This is a genomic window from Vibrio mediterranei (genome assembly GCF_900088415.1).
Lineage (GTDB): Bacteria > Pseudomonadota > Gammaproteobacteria > Enterobacterales > Vibrionaceae > Vibrio > Vibrio mediterranei.
On sequence record NZ_FLLQ01000006.1, the window covers coordinates 104,321 to 119,496 of the forward strand.

The following is a 15,176-nucleotide window of genomic DNA, read 5'->3' on the forward strand; positions in this document are numbered from 1 at the left end:
ATGTTAAACTAATTTTTCTTGACGATTAACCAGTGGATGAATAAGACATGGATGCGATTGATCGCGTAGTAGAGCAGTGGGCAAAACAGAAGCCTGAGCTCGACACAGAACCTATGGCCATGATGGGGCGGCTAATGCGCATTGCCAAATATATGGAAACCAAAGTGGCGGATTTACATAAAAAATACGACTTAAAACTTGGTGAATTTGATGTATTGGCAACCTTGCGACGTAGTGGTAAGCCTTATCGCTTAACGCCGTCAGAGCTAATTAACACGATGATGCTTACGTCAGGAGCGATGACCAATAGATTGGATAAGTTGGAGTCCAAAGGATTGATTTCGAGAGAGCACAGCAAAGCGGACCGTCGAAGCGTTACGGTGCAATTGACTCAAGATGGCTTAGTGCTGATTGATAAAATGATCGAAGAACACGTCGAAGTGCAAGATGGACTGGTTAAATCTCTTTCGGCTTCTCAGAAAAAACAGGCAAATCAGTTGTTTAAAACTTGGTTAAGCCAATATGAATAAGCATTAAGGCCCTAATTCGTTAGGGCCTTATACGTTAAGCGGCTACCTCATCGCTGTATAAGTTGGCACAGTTAATCCCTTGAATAGCGCAGCGCTCATCAATATCAGAGAGATCGCCACTCACGCCAATAGCGCCAATCACGTTTTTCTCTTCGTCTCGAATAAGCAGTCCGCCCGGAACGGGAACCATGTTACCGTGGGCAAGTACGTTAACTGCGGAGATAAATGCAGGACGAGAATCAGCGTCTTGCGCTAGTTTTCGAGAGGAACAACCTAACGCCAATGCGCCCCATGCTTTGGCAATTGCAATATCAGGTCTCATCATGCTGGCCCCATCTTGTCGCTGCAAAGAAATCAGTTTTCCTCCATTATCAAGAACGGCAACAGTCAAAGGCGCACAGTCGTCAGACAGTCCAGCTTCAAATGTGCCATCAATAATGGTCAGTGCTTGTTGTAGAGTTAAACTTCCCATGTTATCTCCTCGTCTCATAGCTTGCGCTATTCGTACCTGCTGCCTTAAGCACTTATTCGGATTAAGTCAGCAGGATTTAGGCGTACTTTGCCAACAGTTTGGTTAAAGTAACGAATAGCTTGGAAGGGTCAGGAAGTTAGCGAACTGTTTTGCTGTAGAAAGCTCATAAAAAAGGTCAGCTGTTTCATCAAAGCGTCCTGCAGCATAACGTGCATCGCCAACTTCCTGTTTAATCGTTTTTAGCTCTTGGTAGAGCCAAGTGTGAAAGAGTGATGATGTAAAGACTTGGCCATCATCCAGAGTGACACCGTGGTGGATCCACTGCCAGATGTTGGCACGAGAGATCTCAGCCGTTGCGGCATCCTCCATCAGTCCATAAATTGGTACGCAACCGTGCCCCTGTATCCATGCCTCAATGTAGTAGAGAGCGATACGAATATTTTTGCGTACACCCGCCTCATCGCGAGTACCTTCGCAAGGTTTTAGTAGCGTCTCGGCAGTAATGTTCTCCGATGGACTGACATAATCAAGTTGGTTGGTTTTCCCCTGAAGCTGCTCGTCAAACACCGACATCGCAAGATCAACCAGTGCAGGGTGCGCGACCCAAGTGCCGTCGTGACCATTATTCGATTCGCGTTTTTTATCTTCAATGACTTTCGCCGTTACACGTTCCATTTCCAAAGGATCTTTTGCTGGAATGAAGGCCGACATCCCGCCCATCGCAAGTGCGCCACGAGCATGACAGGTTTTAACCAGTAGCTGGCTATAGGCGTTTAGGAACTCTTGGTCCATACCGATGCCGTGTCGGTCTGGCAAAATTCGGTCTTTGTGGTTCTTTAACGTCTTAATGTAGCTGAATATATAGTCCCATCGGCCACAGTTCATGGCTACAATGTGGTCCTTCATTGCATACAACATCTCTTCCATTTGGAATACAGCAGGCAGCGTTTCGATAAGTACTGTCGCTCGAATTGTTCCTGTTGGTACCGCGAAGTAGCGTTCAGTAAAGGCAAAGACGTCATCCCACCATTTTGCTTCTTCCATGCTTTCCAACTTTGGAATGTAGTAATAAACACCTAAGCCTTTGTCTGCTCGAGACTGATAGTTGTGGAAGAAATACAACGCAAAATCCATCAAACACCCACCAATCGGCTGGCCCTGATATTGAATAGATTTTTCTGGTAAATGAAGTCCGCGAGGTCGGGCAATTAATAGTGCTGGGTCGCTATTTAATGAGTATTGCTTGTCTTTGGTGTCGTCGTAATAACTGATGGTTCCAAGGTTGGCGTCACGTAAGTTAATTTGTCCCTCTACCATGTTTTGCCAGGTCGGGGAGGAAGCATCCTCAAAGCAACACATAAACACTTTTGCGCCGGAATTCAGTGCATTAATGACCATCTTTCTGTCAACAGGACCGGTAATTTCAACACGACGATCTAATAGCGGAGCTGGTGGCGGGCTAACCTTCCAACTCTTGTCATCTCTTATTGATTTGGTGTCCTTGCGAAAATCTGGCAGCTCGCCCGCATCAAAGGCGGCTTGTTTGGTTTCGCGGTCTTGTAGCAGTTGAGTGCGTCGACTGCCAAAGTGCGCCACTAACGTCTCTAGGAAGGTTAGGGCGTCGGAATTTAGGATCGCTTGATAAGCTGTGGACTGGGTATCTCCAATTACCTTAAGACAATCTGCTTGTGCTGCGTCCATAACTTCATTAAGTGCCATTGTTCGTCTCCTTTAAACAATACTTTCTTATTTTGTATACAAAACTGTATACGTGTACTTACTTATATTGGAAAACAAACAAATGATCAAAGGGTATTTAACATTAATTTATCATCGAGTTTTTCTGAAAATATTTTTACGTAAAGATATTTTATATAAAGCATTATCTGTTAGGAACTACGGCGTAAGTGGTCACTTAGTGCTTTAACTCTATGTTGCAAAAATGTTGATTTTGGGGTTGCGATTCTCTGGATATGGTTCATAGTACACAATATGGATTTGAATTGTATACAATCTGAGAGGGATATTAGAATGGCGAAAATGAAGGCAATTGAAGCAGCTGTAGCCGTACTAAAGAAAGAGGGAGTAGACATTGCGTTTGGTGTTCCAGGCGCAGCAATCAACCCCATGTATGCGGCGATGAAACACCTAGGTGGTATTGACCATGTGTTAGCCCGCCACGTTGAAGGCGCATCACACATGGCAGAAGGTTACACGCGAACTAACCAAGGAAATATTGGTGTTTGTATTGGTACATCGGGGCCCGCCGGAACGGATATGATCACGGGACTCTATTCTGCGTCGGCAGACTCGATTCCGATTCTATGTATTACTGGGCAAGCGCCTCGAGCAAGACTGCATAAAGAAGATTTTCAGGCGGTAGATATAGAATCTATTGCCAAACCAGTAACGAAGTGGGCGACCACAGTGCTAGAACCCGCTCAAGTGCCACGCGCACTTCAAAAAGCATTTCATTTAATGCGTTCAGGTAGGCCTGGCCCGGTTCTTATCGATTTGCCACTAGACGTACAGCTAGCTGAAATCGAATTTGATATCGATACCTACGAGCCACTTGCGGCATACAAACCAACCGCAACTCGCGAGCAGGCAGAAAAAGCACTCGATATGCTGTGTGCTGCCGAAAAACCGGTCATTGTTTCAGGTGGCGGTGTTATCAACGCAGGCGCATCAGAATTGCTACAACAGTTTGCGGAACTGACTGGTGTGCCAGTGATTCCAACGCTGATGGGCTGGGGTACTATCCCTGATGATCACGAGTTGATGGCAGGTATGGTGGGTCTTCAGACAGCACACCGCTATGGTAACGAAACGCTTTTGAACTCTGATTTTGTATTCGGTATTGGTAACCGCTTTGCTAACCGTCACACCGGTTCATTGGATGTGTATACCGAAGGCCGCAAGTTTGTCCACGTAGACATTGAGCCAACTCAAATTGGACGCGTATTCTGCCCGGATCTTGGCATTGTGTCGGATGCCAAATCTGCGTTGGAGCTGTTAGTCGATGTTGCTCGCGAACGTTCATCAAAAGGCACTCTACCTAATCGTGCGTCTTGGGTTGGTGAATGCCAGCAGCGTAAATCCAGTATGTTGCGTAAAACGCACTTCACGGAAACGCCAATTAAACCAATGCGTGTTTATGAAGAGATGAACAAAGCATTTGGTCGTGAGACTTGTTACGTCAGCACGATTGGTCTATCGCAAATCGCGGCGGCTCAGTTCCTTCATGTATACAAGCCACGCCACTGGATTAACTGTGGCCAAGCGGGTCCTCTTGGCTGGACTGCTCCCGCGGCGCTGGGTGTGAAAGCCGCGGATCCAAACCGTGATGTTGTCGCAATATCAGGTGACTATGACTTCCAATTTATGATTGAAGAGTTAGCTGTGGGTGCGCAGTTTAATCTTCCGTATATCCACGTAGTCGTTAACAACTCGTATCTTGGCCTAATTCGTCAGGCACAACGTCAGTTTGACATCGACTATTGCGTGCAGCTTGCGTTCGACAATCAGAACTCTCCAGAACTTGAAGGGTATGGTGTTGACCACGTGAAAGTGGTGGAAGGGCTAGGCTGTAAAGCGATTCGTGTAACGCAGCCAGAAGACATCCAAGATGCGTTCGTTCAGGCAAGAGAGCTGATGGCGAAACACAAGGTCCCTGTTGTGGTTGAAATTATTCTAGAACGTGTCACTAACATCTCAATGGGTGTCGAAATCAACGCTATCAATGAATTTGAACCACTAGCTGAAAATGCAACGGATGCGCCAACTGCACTGTCGTCGCTAGATTCGTCAAACTCACCGTCCTAAGGAGAAGATTATGCCAAAATTCGCAGCCAATCTATCGATGCTATTTAATGAAGTCGACTTTCTGAGTCGATTTGAAAAAGCAGCTAATGCCGGGTTTCACGGAGTGGAGTATCTGTTTCCTTACGATTTCACGGCAGAAACCATTAAGTCGGTGTTGGATGACAATAATCTAGAACAGGTTTTGTTTAACCTTCCTGCTGGTGACTGGAATGCGGGAGATCGTGGTATTGCGGTCGACCCAAGTCGCATTGAAGAGTTCCAACAAGGGGTGAGCCAAGCGATAAGCTACGCCCAGACTCTGGGCTGTAAGCAAATCAACTGCTTGGCAGGCATTGTTCCGGCAAGTGTGACTGAGCAAGACGCGAGAACGACGTTCGTAATCAACCTTCGTTATGCTGCTCAGCAACTGGAAGCGGCAGGCATCAAGCTGGTGATTGAGGCGATCAATACGCGTGATATTCCAGGCTTCTTCTTGAACACCACAGAACAAGCGAAATCCATCATTGAAGAAGTCGGCAGTGCGAACCTATCGGTGCAATACGACATCTATCACATGCAAATTATGGAAGGCGACTTAATTCCGACCATCACCAATAACTTATCGCAAATTTCTCACATTCAATTGGCTGACAACCCGGGGCGTCATGAGCCAGGTACCGGTGAAATCAATTATGACTTTGTATTGAGAGAACTTGACGCAATGGGCTACCAAGGTTGGGTGGGCTGTGAATACAAACCGAAGACGACCACTGAAGAAGGTCTTTCTTGGTTAAACGCTTTTCAATAATTCGATACGTTAAGGAGAACACATCATGAAAATTGCATTCATCGGTACCGGAATTATGGGTCAGCCAATGGCTAAAAACCTGCAAGCGGCAGGTTACGAATTGGTATTGTCGGATCACTTCAATGCTCCACCGGCTGAACTGGTTACTCGCGGCGCAACAGTATGTCACTCACCGAAAGAAGCGACTGAGCTCGCTGACGTTATCATTCTAATGGTGCCAAATACACCACAAGTTGAAGACGTATTGTTCGGAGCAAGCGGAGTGGAAGAGGGGTTAGCGGCAAGCACGTCTCATAAGTTAGTGATTGATATGAGTTCAATTTCGCCAATCGCGACTAAGTCATTTGCTAAACGCATTAAAGAAAGTGGTGCACAGTATCTAGATGCTCCGGTGTCAGGTGGTGAAGTGGGTGCTGTTAATGCAACACTGAGCATTATGGTAGGCGGCGACCAAGAAGCATTTGATCAAGCTCGCCCACTGTTTGAGAAACTAGGCAAAAACATCACGCTTGTTGGTGATAGTGGCGCAGGCCAAACATGTAAAGTCGCTAACCAAATCATTGTTGCACTTAATATTGAGGCAGTGTCGGAAGCCCTTGTTTTTGCATCGAAAGCCGGTGCGGATCCAGCGCGTGTGAGACAAGCGCTATTGGGAGGCTTTGCAAGTTCTAAGATTTTAGAAGTGCATGGCGAGCGTATGGTAGAAGGCACATTTGCCCCTGGCTTTAAGATTGCGCTTCACCAAAAAGATCTAAACCTTGCGCTAACTGGAGCTCAAGAACTTGAGGTCGCGTTACCCAACACTGAAAACGCGCAAGCACTGTTTGGTGAGTGTGCCGACTTAGGGGGTGAAAACTGGGACCACTCTGCGCTAATTAAAGCAATAGAGGCTCGCTCTAATCATTCAATCCGTAACGATTAATGATTACTTAGGGCCATGATTTCCGCATAAATCGCGTAGTTTTGTCTCCTTTTATACGCGTTCCCGAAATCGTGCAGGCAGTTATTGGAGTTAAAGGGCTTCTAACTTCAACATTAACAGGCACTGTTTGTATCGGTTTTGGGATTTTTTACCTCTCAGTATTCCCCATAAGTTTTGGACTTATTCTTTGTTTTCATTAAGATTAACTAAGTAGCACATGAGAGCAGGGAACAGTATGTCGCGAATCAGACGAAAGAACCAAGACCTTATTATCGAGGTTGCCAGTGAACAGTTTGCTATGCATGGTTACGCTGCCACCAAGATGGCCGATATAGCGAAAGCGGCAGATATTCCCAAGCCTAACGTCTTTTACTACTTTAGTTCCAAAGACAAACTCTACTATGCCGTGCTCGAAACCGTCACTCAGCCATTGCTTGCAGCGTCATTGCCTATCGAACAGTTAGATGATCCCGTCGAAGCGTTAACTCAATACATTCGCACCAAACTGACGATTTCCCGTGATTACCCCCATGCTTCTCGTGTATTCGCTAGTGAGGTAATGTCTGGGGCAAAGGTGTTGCCAGAATCCATTCGAGACAAGCTTTTTGAGCAGTCGCAGATGATCATTTCCAAGTTTGCTACTTGGTCGAAGCAAGGTTTTATGGATGAAGTACCTCCGCATCATCTTATGTTCGCAATTTGGTCTGCGACTCAGACCTACGCTGACTTTAATTGGCAGATTTGCAGTGTTTTGGATAAACCCGAATTAGACGATGCAGATTATGAGCAAGCGGCGACGTTTCTCACCAAGTTAGTTATACAAGGTTGTGGTGTTAAGAGTCGGGTATAAGTGCACTTTTACAAGGTAGATGTGACATACAGCTGCTCCATCAATGTTGAGCGGAATAGAAGCAGCTGTGTCCGATAGATACGCTAAAGGTCTTTATTTCGAGTGGTTTGCTGGCGAATATAGTCACCAAATTCGTATTTGCGTTCCTGACTACCAATTTGATACAACTCTGTTTCTGTTCGCTGTTGAGCATAGTTAGAGGCTTTCATCGAGCCATTGAGAATTTTTAACATCTGAGCAGAGACACGCTTCATAAATCGATCAACACGCCTTCCATACACTCTTAGTATGCCTAGAAAGCTGCAAAAGCTCATTGCGAGCGCGACCGACCAATGGATTTCAATCATGAGATTTCCTTGAGTATTATAACGACTTTGACTTCAACAAAGGTTATTAACCAGTGCACAAATATTTATATAGTTATTATGGTTTGTGAATATAGTTATATAAGTTCGTTATATCAATGTGCCAGAAATCTATTGATACAAACAGTCACACAGCTAGAAACTAATTAACGGAACTTTTAATATTGAAACTAATATATCCCATAGTTTCTTTGTGGGTACTGGGTTGGGTTTACTTTCAAAGAGCCAATGAAGTGGATAAATAAAAATAGATGTTACTTGAAGGTTAACTTAAAGTAAAATTAAGTATGTCATATATAAATCAATGAGTTATATAATATTTTGGTCATTGTGTATTAATTGGTTAGATTATATTTCAAAGTGACCGGTGTGTTAGTTGGTTGGCACTGGTTTATGGGGGGTTAATAAAAGTCTGAGGATTTGTTTGTTATTGAAACAGAGTGTTTCTTTAGAAAGTATCGCCTATTAAATATATTATTTAAAGGCGATGTTTAATTGATGATGATATTTGTATGTAGCTAGGTGAATATTAGAATTGCTTCAATATTGCTGAGTCATAGTCGCTGACATTAATTGTTACGCCGTACCTTTGTATCCATTCGTCAAGATTTTCCTGTGCAGTGTTTAAGCTACTTATGGTGATGGTGTTGTCATCAAGTTGCCAAAGTTGGCGCGACCCTTCGTAGCTGAACTGCAGCGCTAACATCGCATCAGTGTTGCCTTGTTCGGCGGCGGCTAGCAGCTTGCGATTTTTGCGATAAATGAGATTCAGTGCTTGTTTCAGTTCCCAAACATAAACGACCTCTTTCATCTTGGGTTGGGCTTTGAGTTTTAGAAGAACAATAACAAGCCCAATAGCACTAACTATGACGCCTAGAAGGTTCCAGTGAAAGTGAGAGCCAGAAGGAGAAGGGAAGAGATAAATCAGGGTTTGTGAAATCGCTAAACTTGAAATTGCTAAGGTCGCGATACAAGCGATTATGACGATGTTTAAACGAGATCGGTATAACTGCTTATCGATAGTTTGTAATTTCATCTTCCATCCATTTTAGTTCGCTGTCTTTCTCATGCTGACAGCAAGAGTCTGCCGACGATTATACACACTTGCTCGTACTCATAAATCATACCGATTGAGATTTGTTTGCCTAGCAATTAAGGCCAAGTCGTGTGTTAGACTTTGATGAGTATTTTGGAAAGGGACAGAGTCCAAGTGGCACCTTCTAACAAAACATTCTATGAACAAGAGATTGACCGTCTCTACAGTGAACCTCCCATAAAGGCCAAGCAGTATTTACTCATTCGCCAATCCAAAGCCTTCATGGAAAAATTTCACTCAGAGAATATTGAGTTGAACGACTTAGCTAAAGCGGCGTTGATGTCGCGCTTTCACTATGTGCGCATCTTTAAAAAGCTTTATGGTGTCACACCCCGAAGCTATCTCAGGGATATGCGCATTGCCAAAGCGAAAGACTTGTTGCGAGAGGGGCACCAGATTACCTATACCTGCTTTGAAGTGGGGTACGAAAGCGTAGCGACGTTTTCTTCGGTGTTTAAAAAGTGTACGGGTTATTCACCAAGGGAGTTTCAAAAGCGCAATAAAAGCAATCTAGAATAAGTTTTCCTATGACTTCTTGGCTATCTTTTAGTTATTCCATTACATCTAAGGTAAATATGAATGATTAAAATTGCTTTAACGAGTGTTCCTGTCAACGATCAGGACAAAGCATTAGACTTCTACACCAACATGTTGGGCTTTGTGAAGAAGACGGAAGTACCTGTAGGTGAGCACAAATGGTTAACCGTAGTATCTCCACAGGAACAATCGGGTGTTGAACTACTACTTGAACCCATGGCATTTGAACCTGCCAAGTTGTATCAACAATCTCTTAAAGAGGCAGGTATCCCTTGGACGTCGTTTGTTGTTGACGATATTGCTGCGGAATACGAAAGAATGTCTGCCCTTGGTGTTGAGTTCTCCATTGCGCCAAGAGAAACAGGCACTGTGATGATTGCAGTACTTGATGATACCTGCGGTAACTATATTCAGTTGATGCAAGAAATTTAACGCATCACATCTCGTTAGAAGTTATTGATGTAAATAAAAAGGGTCTCACTAATAGTGAGACCCTTTGCTATCGTGATAACTCAATGAATAAGCTACATACTTAATGCTGCTTGTCTTAAGCGGAGTGCGGCGGCTTTATGTCGCTCAATGAGCTGTGGCATATCCACGCCCATAACGGCACCATCGTGAACTCGCCATTGACCAGCAACCATCACACGGTCTGCCTGTTGAGCTCCGCACAATAGTAGAGCAGCGAGTGGATCGTGGCTGCCAGAGAAGCGAATGTCATCGAGCTTAAACATGGCAATATCTGCTTGTTTGCCGACGGCGAGTTCGCCTATATCTGTGCGACCCATGGCGCGCGCTGATCCTGATGTTGCCCAGCGAAGCGCGTCAAAGTGCGTTACGTTGTTAGAGCCATAGCGAAGGCGTTGCAAATACATCGCCATACGAACCTCAGCTATTAGGTTTGAACCGTCATTGGAGGCTGAACCGTCTACACCCAAGCCTACTTTCACGCCAGCTTTCTCAAGCTCGTTATTTTTACAGATACCAGAAGCTAGCATCATATTAGAAGTAGGGCAGTGACTTATTCCTACCTCTGCTTTACCAAGTCTGCGAATCTCTTCACTGTTAAAATGGATACCGTGAGCTAACCAAGTGCGCTCATTAAGCCAACCTACGTCCTCTAGGTAATCTACCGGACGCATACCAAACTTCTCAAGACAGAAATCTTCTTCGTCCAACGTTTCACAGAGATGCGTATGCGTCATCACCGATTCATTTTTGGCGATTCGTGCCGTTTCTTTCATTAAATCAGTGGTCACAGAAAATGGCGAACATGGTGCGAGCGCGATTTGAGTCATCGCTCCATCTTCACGTTGATGATAGGTATTGATCAAGCGTAAGCTGTCATCAACGATGGTCTGTTCCGTTTGTATTGTGTGACGCGGTGGTAATCCGCCATCATCTTCCCCTAAACTCATCGAACCGCGAGTAAATATGGCCCTTATTCCAAGCTTTTGCGCGGCTTCAACTTGCAAGTCTATCGCATGTTCAAGGCCAGTCGGGATTAAATAGTGGTGATCCGAGGCTGTCGTACAGCCAGAGAGCAATAGCTCGACAAGTGCCAATTCTGTAGCGACACTCATCATCTCTTCGTCGAGATTTGCCCATACTGGGTACAAGCTTTTTAGCCAATGAAACAGCTCTTTGTTGAGCGCATCGGGGTAAGCTCTAGTTAGCGTTTGATAGAAATGATGGTGGGCATTCACAAGCCCTGGAGTGATGACATGTTGTGATGCGTCGATAACCGCCGTTATGGTTGTGGTGGGTTCTTGGTTGCTTGCTATTAGCTCGACAATTCGACTGCCTTGTACAACGATACCGCCGCCAGCGTCTTGTGTAGTGCCAGTGTAAATAGCAAGTGGATTCTTAATCCATACGGTTTCCATTCATAGTAATCCTTAGCCATCTCAGCCTTTTCAGGGAAGAGGGTCTTTTTTAAGTTTTTAGTTGATGTAAGGTGCTCTATGTCATTGATTAAGCCATGTCCTAGAGCACGACAGTTATAGCCACTGTGTTGTCAGCTGATTTTAATTATTACCTTTTGTAGACAACTCTGTCTGTGATATTTCTTGGTTTTCTTCTTGTTGCTGAAGTTCATGAATCTCTTGCTTAACCATAGCACGGCTTTCTTCGTGTGCTTCTTGCTCTTCGCGCTTGCTTGATTTTGGCAAGAACTGATGCAAAAGTACCGTGACGATCGTGCCAGTTGTAATCCCTGAGTGAAGGAAGTTTGAAAGTTCATGAGGAAAATGTTGAAGTAAGCGTGGCTCAAACGTGACTGCCAATCCTGATGCTAAACCAACGCAGATGACAAGAGCATTCCGTTTAGTGTCAGCTGCTTTAATAAGCATGCGAATGCCCGCGTAAGCTATCATGCCAAACATGACAAAACCCACACCGCCTAACACCGGTTTTGGAATCGTTACTGCAATCGCTGCCAGTTTCGGGAACAAACCACCCAAGATGAGCAATCCACCCGTTGCCGCAACAACGTAACGGCTCGCAACACCTGTAATGCCAACAATACCTACGTTTTGACTGAATGATGCCAATGGCATAGCCGTTAAGCATGATGCAAGTGTGCTGCCCAGACCATCGCCAAGCAATCCGCGCTTAAGGTCTTTACCATCAATCTTGGTGTGACAGTTGTTTGCGAGTGCCATAAAGTCACCAGTCGCTTCGGCGATGACAACTATATAAACCAAACTCATACTAACAATGGCGCTGGCTGAGAACGTAAGACCATATTTAAATGGTTCTGGACCACCTACCCATTCAGCGGTGCTTATTTGGTCGAGATCAACCATTCCCATGGATAGCGCTACGATGTAACCACCGGCAAGGCCGATAACAATAGCTGAAGCCGCAACCGCACCTTTACAATAAACCGATACCGCAATCACAATACCAAGTGACACAGCGGCAAGAAACAGCTTAGGCAAGGTAGCAAATTCACTGCTAACGGCGGGGGCGTCTCCGACCCAGTTCATGGCAACGGGGAGTATGGTGAGCCCGATTAAGGTGACCACGACTCCACTTACAACAGTTGGGAAGAGCTTACGAACTTTGTCCATATAGAAGCTAGCTAATATGACGACAAACGAGCCAACCAACGCTGCACCCATAATGCCGGATACGCCAGAATCTTTACCTATGGAGATGGCAACACCAAGAAAGGCAAAGCTTGAACCCATAACAACAGGTAGCTTAATTCCGATAGGGCCGAAACCGACACATTGTGCGATGGTGACGATACCAGATGCCAGTAAGGCGGCGTTAATGAGGGAGACAATTTCGTCGTTAGGTAGGCCAATGGAAGCGCCAACAATTAATGGTACAGCGACGATACCACCGATAGAGGCCAGCATATGTTGGACGGCCAGTAAAAAGGTCATGCCGTGAGGCGGTTTTTGGTTCAGGGTGTACAGAAGTTTCATACTTATTCCTTTAGAGAGCGATGAATCGACTCTTCCTTGGTGGTGACATGGTGACTTCTACAAACTGCGTAGTGATAGTAATCCTGCTCGTCCTTTGTGCTGACCTAAACGGCAGGGTTAAGAACAAGCGGTAACCGTTAAGGCACGATTACCGCTTGATTTTGGGTTAGCCAATGAATACCAGTTTGGCAACGAAAATGGCGCTTAATAGGTACATTGAAATAGAGACATCTTTGGTTTTGCCCGTTGCTACTTTAAGAACGGTGTAAGTGATAAAACCAAGAGCGATACCATTAGCGATAGAGAAAGTAAGTGGCATCATTAGCGCTGTAATGGCTGCTGGAGCACCATTGGTAAAGTCTTTCCAATCAACATGCTGCATACTACTCATCATGACGAACGCGACGTAAATAAGAGCGCCAGCTGTAGCATAAGAAGGAATCATACCGGCTAATGGAGAAAGGAAGATTGCCGCTAGGAAAAGAGCAGCGACGACAATCGCAGATAGACCAGTTCTGGCACCAGCAGCTACACCCGCGGCACTTTCTACATAACTGGTTACTGGTGGACAACCCACACATGCACCAGCAACACTAGAAATACTATCGGCTTTAAGTGCTTTGCTTAGTCCTTCAATCTTGCCTGTTTCTTTGTTGATTAGGTGAGCTCGCTCAGCGACACCCATGAGCGTACCTGCTGTGTCGAACATGTTCACAAAAAGGAAAGCAAGAATCACACTGACCATAGAAACGTTAAGTGCACCTGAAATGTCCATCGCCATAAAGGTTGGAGCAATGCTTGGGGGTGCAGAAAAGAAGCCGTTGTAATGAACAAGACCCAACATCATGCCAACAATAGTGACGCTCAGAATACCGATTAATACCGCACCGAACACGCGACGCTCACTGAGCACCGCAATGATCAAGAAGGCAATAGCAGCCAAAAGCGCATCTGGTTTAGTGAAGTCACCTAGAGAGACCAACGTGGCTGGGTTTTCAACAACAATACCTGCGGTTTTCAGGCCGATAAGACCCAAGAAGAGACCGACACCTGCCGTCATCGAGTAACGTAAACTTTCAGGAATACTCTCAATGATCCACTGTCGTATCTTATAGAAGCTCATACCGACAAAGAGAATACCGGAGATAAATACCGCTCCGAGTGCCACTTCCCAGCTATATCCCATTTCACTGACGACAGTGAAAGAGAAGAAAGCGTTAAGCCCCATACCGGGCGCGAGTCCAACGGGCCAGTTCGCAAACAGCCCCATGAGTAAACAGCCAATGGCTGCACCAATACAGGTGGCGACGAAGACCGCTCCCTGATCCATTCCAGAGGCCGCCATAATGCTTGGGTTGACGAAAATAATGTACGCCATAGTAGCAAAGGTCGTTACACCTCCGACGAGCTCATTTTTAACGCTCGAACCGTGTTGCTTTATCTTGAAAAAGCGTTCAAGCACGCCATTTCCAGCCGATTCGTTGAGCACTTCTGCTTTGCTTTCATTCATTTGAGTAAGTCCTTTACACAATACCCTTAATGTAGAAATTGGGTATAAAGTTTGTTGCTTTTCCTTAAATTGAAAACAGCAGTACCCATGACACCTTGCTGCAGAGTTACTCCAGCACTGGTGCCATTCTCCAAAGAGAGTAGGTTCATTCCAATTTACTTATTGCTCTTTCGCAAAAGAGCGAGCTCTTAGAAGTGCAAGGCTGCCTGTTGTTGTCTTGCACTTGCTACGAGAAGGTTGCTACAGCGATCAACTGCCTCTGTAGGTTGAAAAACTGTAAGGGGAGGCGAGCAGAGGTACATGATAATGCGCATCCTCGTCATTCAATCCAAAGCGAATCACGATATCGTCAAGGAAAGGAACTTGGTCTAGCTCGACACCTTTACGCTCAAAGTAAGGAGCGACATGAAAAATGAGTTGGTATTTTCCAGCGACAAAGTCATCGCCTTCAAGAATAGGAGAATCAGTTCGGCCATCGAAGTTTGTCATTACGCTCTTAATAAACTGACTTTCTTCACCTTCAATACGGAAAAGATCCACTTGGATCTCTGACCCAGGTACACCATTTGCGGTGTCTAGTACATGCGTTGTTAGTCGTCCCATAATTGCTTCGTGCTTACACACGCTCCTTTAATGTCATCTTGTAATTCTGTATACAAAAATCAGGTCTGTTTAATTCTATTGATATTAATATGTACACAATTTACGCCATTAGTAAAGGTTTATGTTATGAAAATGTTGCATCAAAACGGTGCTGAATATGGGTGGAACATGCACCAAAATAGTGATGGTTAAAAATCATTCAAATATAACTTGTTGAAAAATAGTACTATGTTTCTAAAATG

At 45.0% G+C, this 15,176-nt stretch carries 15 protein-coding genes; 7 read left to right on the forward strand and 8 right to left on the reverse strand.

The window, feature by feature from the left end:
- The first annotated feature begins 47 nt into the window (after window positions 1–47).
- Window positions 48–530: a MarR family winged helix-turn-helix transcriptional regulator gene (locus tag VME0621_RS17430; RefSeq protein ID WP_006070592.1), complete on the forward strand. Its 483-nt coding sequence runs from the start codon at window positions 48–50 to the stop codon at window positions 528–530.
- Window positions 531–564: 34 nt separating this feature from the next.
- On the opposite strand, the gene VME0621_RS17435 is transcribed toward VME0621_RS17430, so the two are convergent.
- Together VME0621_RS17435 and aceB are read right to left on the reverse strand one after the other, a co-directional pair.
- Complete coding sequence (locus VME0621_RS17435; RefSeq protein ID WP_062460107.1) at window positions 565–1,002, reverse strand: GlcG/HbpS family heme-binding protein; 438 nt, start codon at window positions 1,000–1,002, stop codon at window positions 565–567.
- Between the two features lie 102 nt (window positions 1,003–1,104).
- Window positions 1,105–2,703 (reverse strand): malate synthase A, encoded by a 1,599-nt coding sequence (aceB, locus tag VME0621_RS17440; protein ID WP_370736778.1) that lies wholly within the window; start codon window positions 2,701–2,703, stop codon window positions 1,105–1,107.
- A 330-nt stretch (window positions 2,704–3,033) separates the two neighbouring features.
- Here aceB and gcl point away from each other — a divergent pair, with 330 nt between their 5' ends.
- The 4 genes from gcl (at window position 3,034) to VME0621_RS17460 (ending at window position 7,386) form a co-directional block, all read left to right on the forward strand.
- Window positions 3,034–4,827 (forward strand): glyoxylate carboligase, encoded by a 1,794-nt coding sequence (gene gcl / locus VME0621_RS17445; protein ID WP_062460111.1) that lies wholly within the window; start codon window positions 3,034–3,036, stop codon window positions 4,825–4,827.
- A gap of 10 nt (window positions 4,828–4,837) precedes the next feature.
- Window positions 4,838–5,614: a hydroxypyruvate isomerase gene (gene hyi, locus VME0621_RS17450; protein WP_038228368.1), complete on the forward strand. Its 777-nt coding sequence runs from the start codon at window positions 4,838–4,840 to the stop codon at window positions 5,612–5,614.
- Window positions 5,615–5,636: 22 nt separating this feature from the next.
- On the forward strand, window positions 5,637–6,536 hold the full coding sequence (locus VME0621_RS17455) for a 2-hydroxy-3-oxopropionate reductase (RefSeq protein WP_174522832.1): 900 nt from the start codon (window positions 5,637–5,639) through the stop codon (window positions 6,534–6,536).
- Between the two features lie 235 nt (window positions 6,537–6,771).
- Entirely contained in the window at window positions 6,772–7,386 is a 615-nt protein-coding gene (locus tag VME0621_RS17460) for a TetR/AcrR family transcriptional regulator (RefSeq protein WP_038228372.1), read from the forward strand.
- Between the two features lie 83 nt (window positions 7,387–7,469).
- On the opposite strand, the gene VME0621_RS17465 is transcribed toward VME0621_RS17460, so the two are convergent.
- Both VME0621_RS17465 and VME0621_RS17470 read right to left on the reverse strand, forming a co-directional pair.
- Window positions 7,470–7,733 (reverse strand): hypothetical protein, encoded by a 264-nt coding sequence (locus VME0621_RS17465; RefSeq protein WP_038228374.1) that lies wholly within the window; start codon window positions 7,731–7,733, stop codon window positions 7,470–7,472.
- Window positions 7,734–8,280: 547 nt separating this feature from the next.
- Window positions 8,281–8,787 (reverse strand): DUF3087 domain-containing protein, encoded by a 507-nt coding sequence (locus VME0621_RS17470; RefSeq protein ID WP_062460115.1) that lies wholly within the window; start codon window positions 8,785–8,787, stop codon window positions 8,281–8,283.
- A 144-nt stretch (window positions 8,788–8,931) separates the two neighbouring features.
- On the opposite strand from VME0621_RS17470, the gene VME0621_RS17475 reads away from it, so the two are divergent.
- Window positions 8,932–9,366, forward strand: coding sequence for a helix-turn-helix transcriptional regulator (locus VME0621_RS17475; protein ID WP_062460117.1), 435 nt, complete (start codon window positions 8,932–8,934; stop codon window positions 9,364–9,366).
- Between the two features lie 60 nt (window positions 9,367–9,426).
- Window positions 9,427–9,816 (forward strand): VOC family protein, encoded by a 390-nt coding sequence (locus VME0621_RS17480; RefSeq protein WP_031494100.1) that lies wholly within the window; start codon window positions 9,427–9,429, stop codon window positions 9,814–9,816.
- Between the two features lie 92 nt (window positions 9,817–9,908).
- On the opposite strand, the gene VME0621_RS17485 is transcribed toward VME0621_RS17480, so the two are convergent.
- The 4 genes from VME0621_RS17485 to uraH form a co-directional block, all read right to left on the reverse strand.
- Window positions 9,909–11,270, reverse strand: coding sequence for an 8-oxoguanine deaminase (locus tag VME0621_RS17485; RefSeq protein WP_062460119.1), 1,362 nt, complete (start codon window positions 11,268–11,270; stop codon window positions 9,909–9,911).
- 141 nt (window positions 11,271–11,411) lie between these two features.
- On the reverse strand, window positions 11,412–12,821 hold the full coding sequence (locus tag VME0621_RS17490; RefSeq protein WP_062460120.1) for a nucleobase:cation symporter-2 family protein: 1,410 nt from the start codon (window positions 12,819–12,821) through the stop codon (window positions 11,412–11,414).
- 166 nt (window positions 12,822–12,987) lie between these two features.
- Complete coding sequence (locus VME0621_RS17495) at window positions 12,988–14,331, reverse strand: NCS2 family permease (protein WP_038228384.1); 1,344 nt, start codon at window positions 14,329–14,331, stop codon at window positions 12,988–12,990.
- Between the two features lie 249 nt (window positions 14,332–14,580).
- Window positions 14,581–14,934 (reverse strand): hydroxyisourate hydrolase, encoded by a 354-nt coding sequence (gene uraH, locus VME0621_RS17500; RefSeq protein WP_006070606.1) that lies wholly within the window; start codon window positions 14,932–14,934, stop codon window positions 14,581–14,583.
- Window positions 14,935–15,176 lie beyond the last annotated feature (242 nt).

Excerpts from the sequence above, each read along its gene's own strand:
- VME0621_RS17485 (WP_062460119.1), bottom strand. The coding sequence starts at position 11,270 with ATGGAAACCGTATGGATTAAGAATCCACTTGCTATTTACACTGGCACT.
- VME0621_RS17470 (WP_062460115.1), bottom strand. The coding sequence starts at position 8,787 with ATGAAATTACAAACTATCGATAAGCAGTTATACCGATCTCGTTTAAAC.
- VME0621_RS17475 (WP_062460117.1), top strand. The coding sequence starts at position 8,932 with ATGAGTATTTTGGAAAGGGACAGAGTCCAAGTGGCACCTTCTAACAAA.
- VME0621_RS17460 (WP_038228372.1), top strand. The coding sequence starts at position 6,772 with ATGTCGCGAATCAGACGAAAGAACCAAGACCTTATTATCGAGGTTGCC.
- VME0621_RS17490 (WP_062460120.1), bottom strand. The coding sequence starts at position 12,821 with ATGAAACTTCTGTACACCCTGAACCAAAAACCGCCTCACGGCATGACC.
- VME0621_RS17495 (WP_038228384.1), bottom strand. The coding sequence starts at position 14,331 with ATGAATGAAAGCAAAGCAGAAGTGCTCAACGAATCGGCTGGAAATGGC.
- gcl (WP_062460111.1), top strand. The coding sequence starts at position 3,034 with ATGGCGAAAATGAAGGCAATTGAAGCAGCTGTAGCCGTACTAAAGAAA.
- VME0621_RS17435 (WP_062460107.1), bottom strand. The coding sequence starts at position 1,002 with ATGGGAAGTTTAACTCTACAACAAGCACTGACCATTATTGATGGCACA.
- VME0621_RS17430 (WP_006070592.1), top strand. The coding sequence starts at position 48 with ATGGATGCGATTGATCGCGTAGTAGAGCAGTGGGCAAAACAGAAGCCT.
- aceB (WP_370736778.1), bottom strand. The coding sequence starts at position 2,703 with ATGGACGCAGCACAAGCAGATTGTCTTAAGGTAATTGGAGATACCCAG.
- VME0621_RS17465 (WP_038228374.1), bottom strand. The coding sequence starts at position 7,733 with ATGATTGAAATCCATTGGTCGGTCGCGCTCGCAATGAGCTTTTGCAGC.
- uraH (WP_006070606.1), bottom strand. The coding sequence starts at position 14,934 with ATGGGACGACTAACAACGCATGTACTAGACACCGCAAATGGTGTACCT.
- hyi (WP_038228368.1), top strand. The coding sequence starts at position 4,838 with ATGCCAAAATTCGCAGCCAATCTATCGATGCTATTTAATGAAGTCGAC.
- VME0621_RS17480 (WP_031494100.1), top strand. The coding sequence starts at position 9,427 with ATGATTAAAATTGCTTTAACGAGTGTTCCTGTCAACGATCAGGACAAA.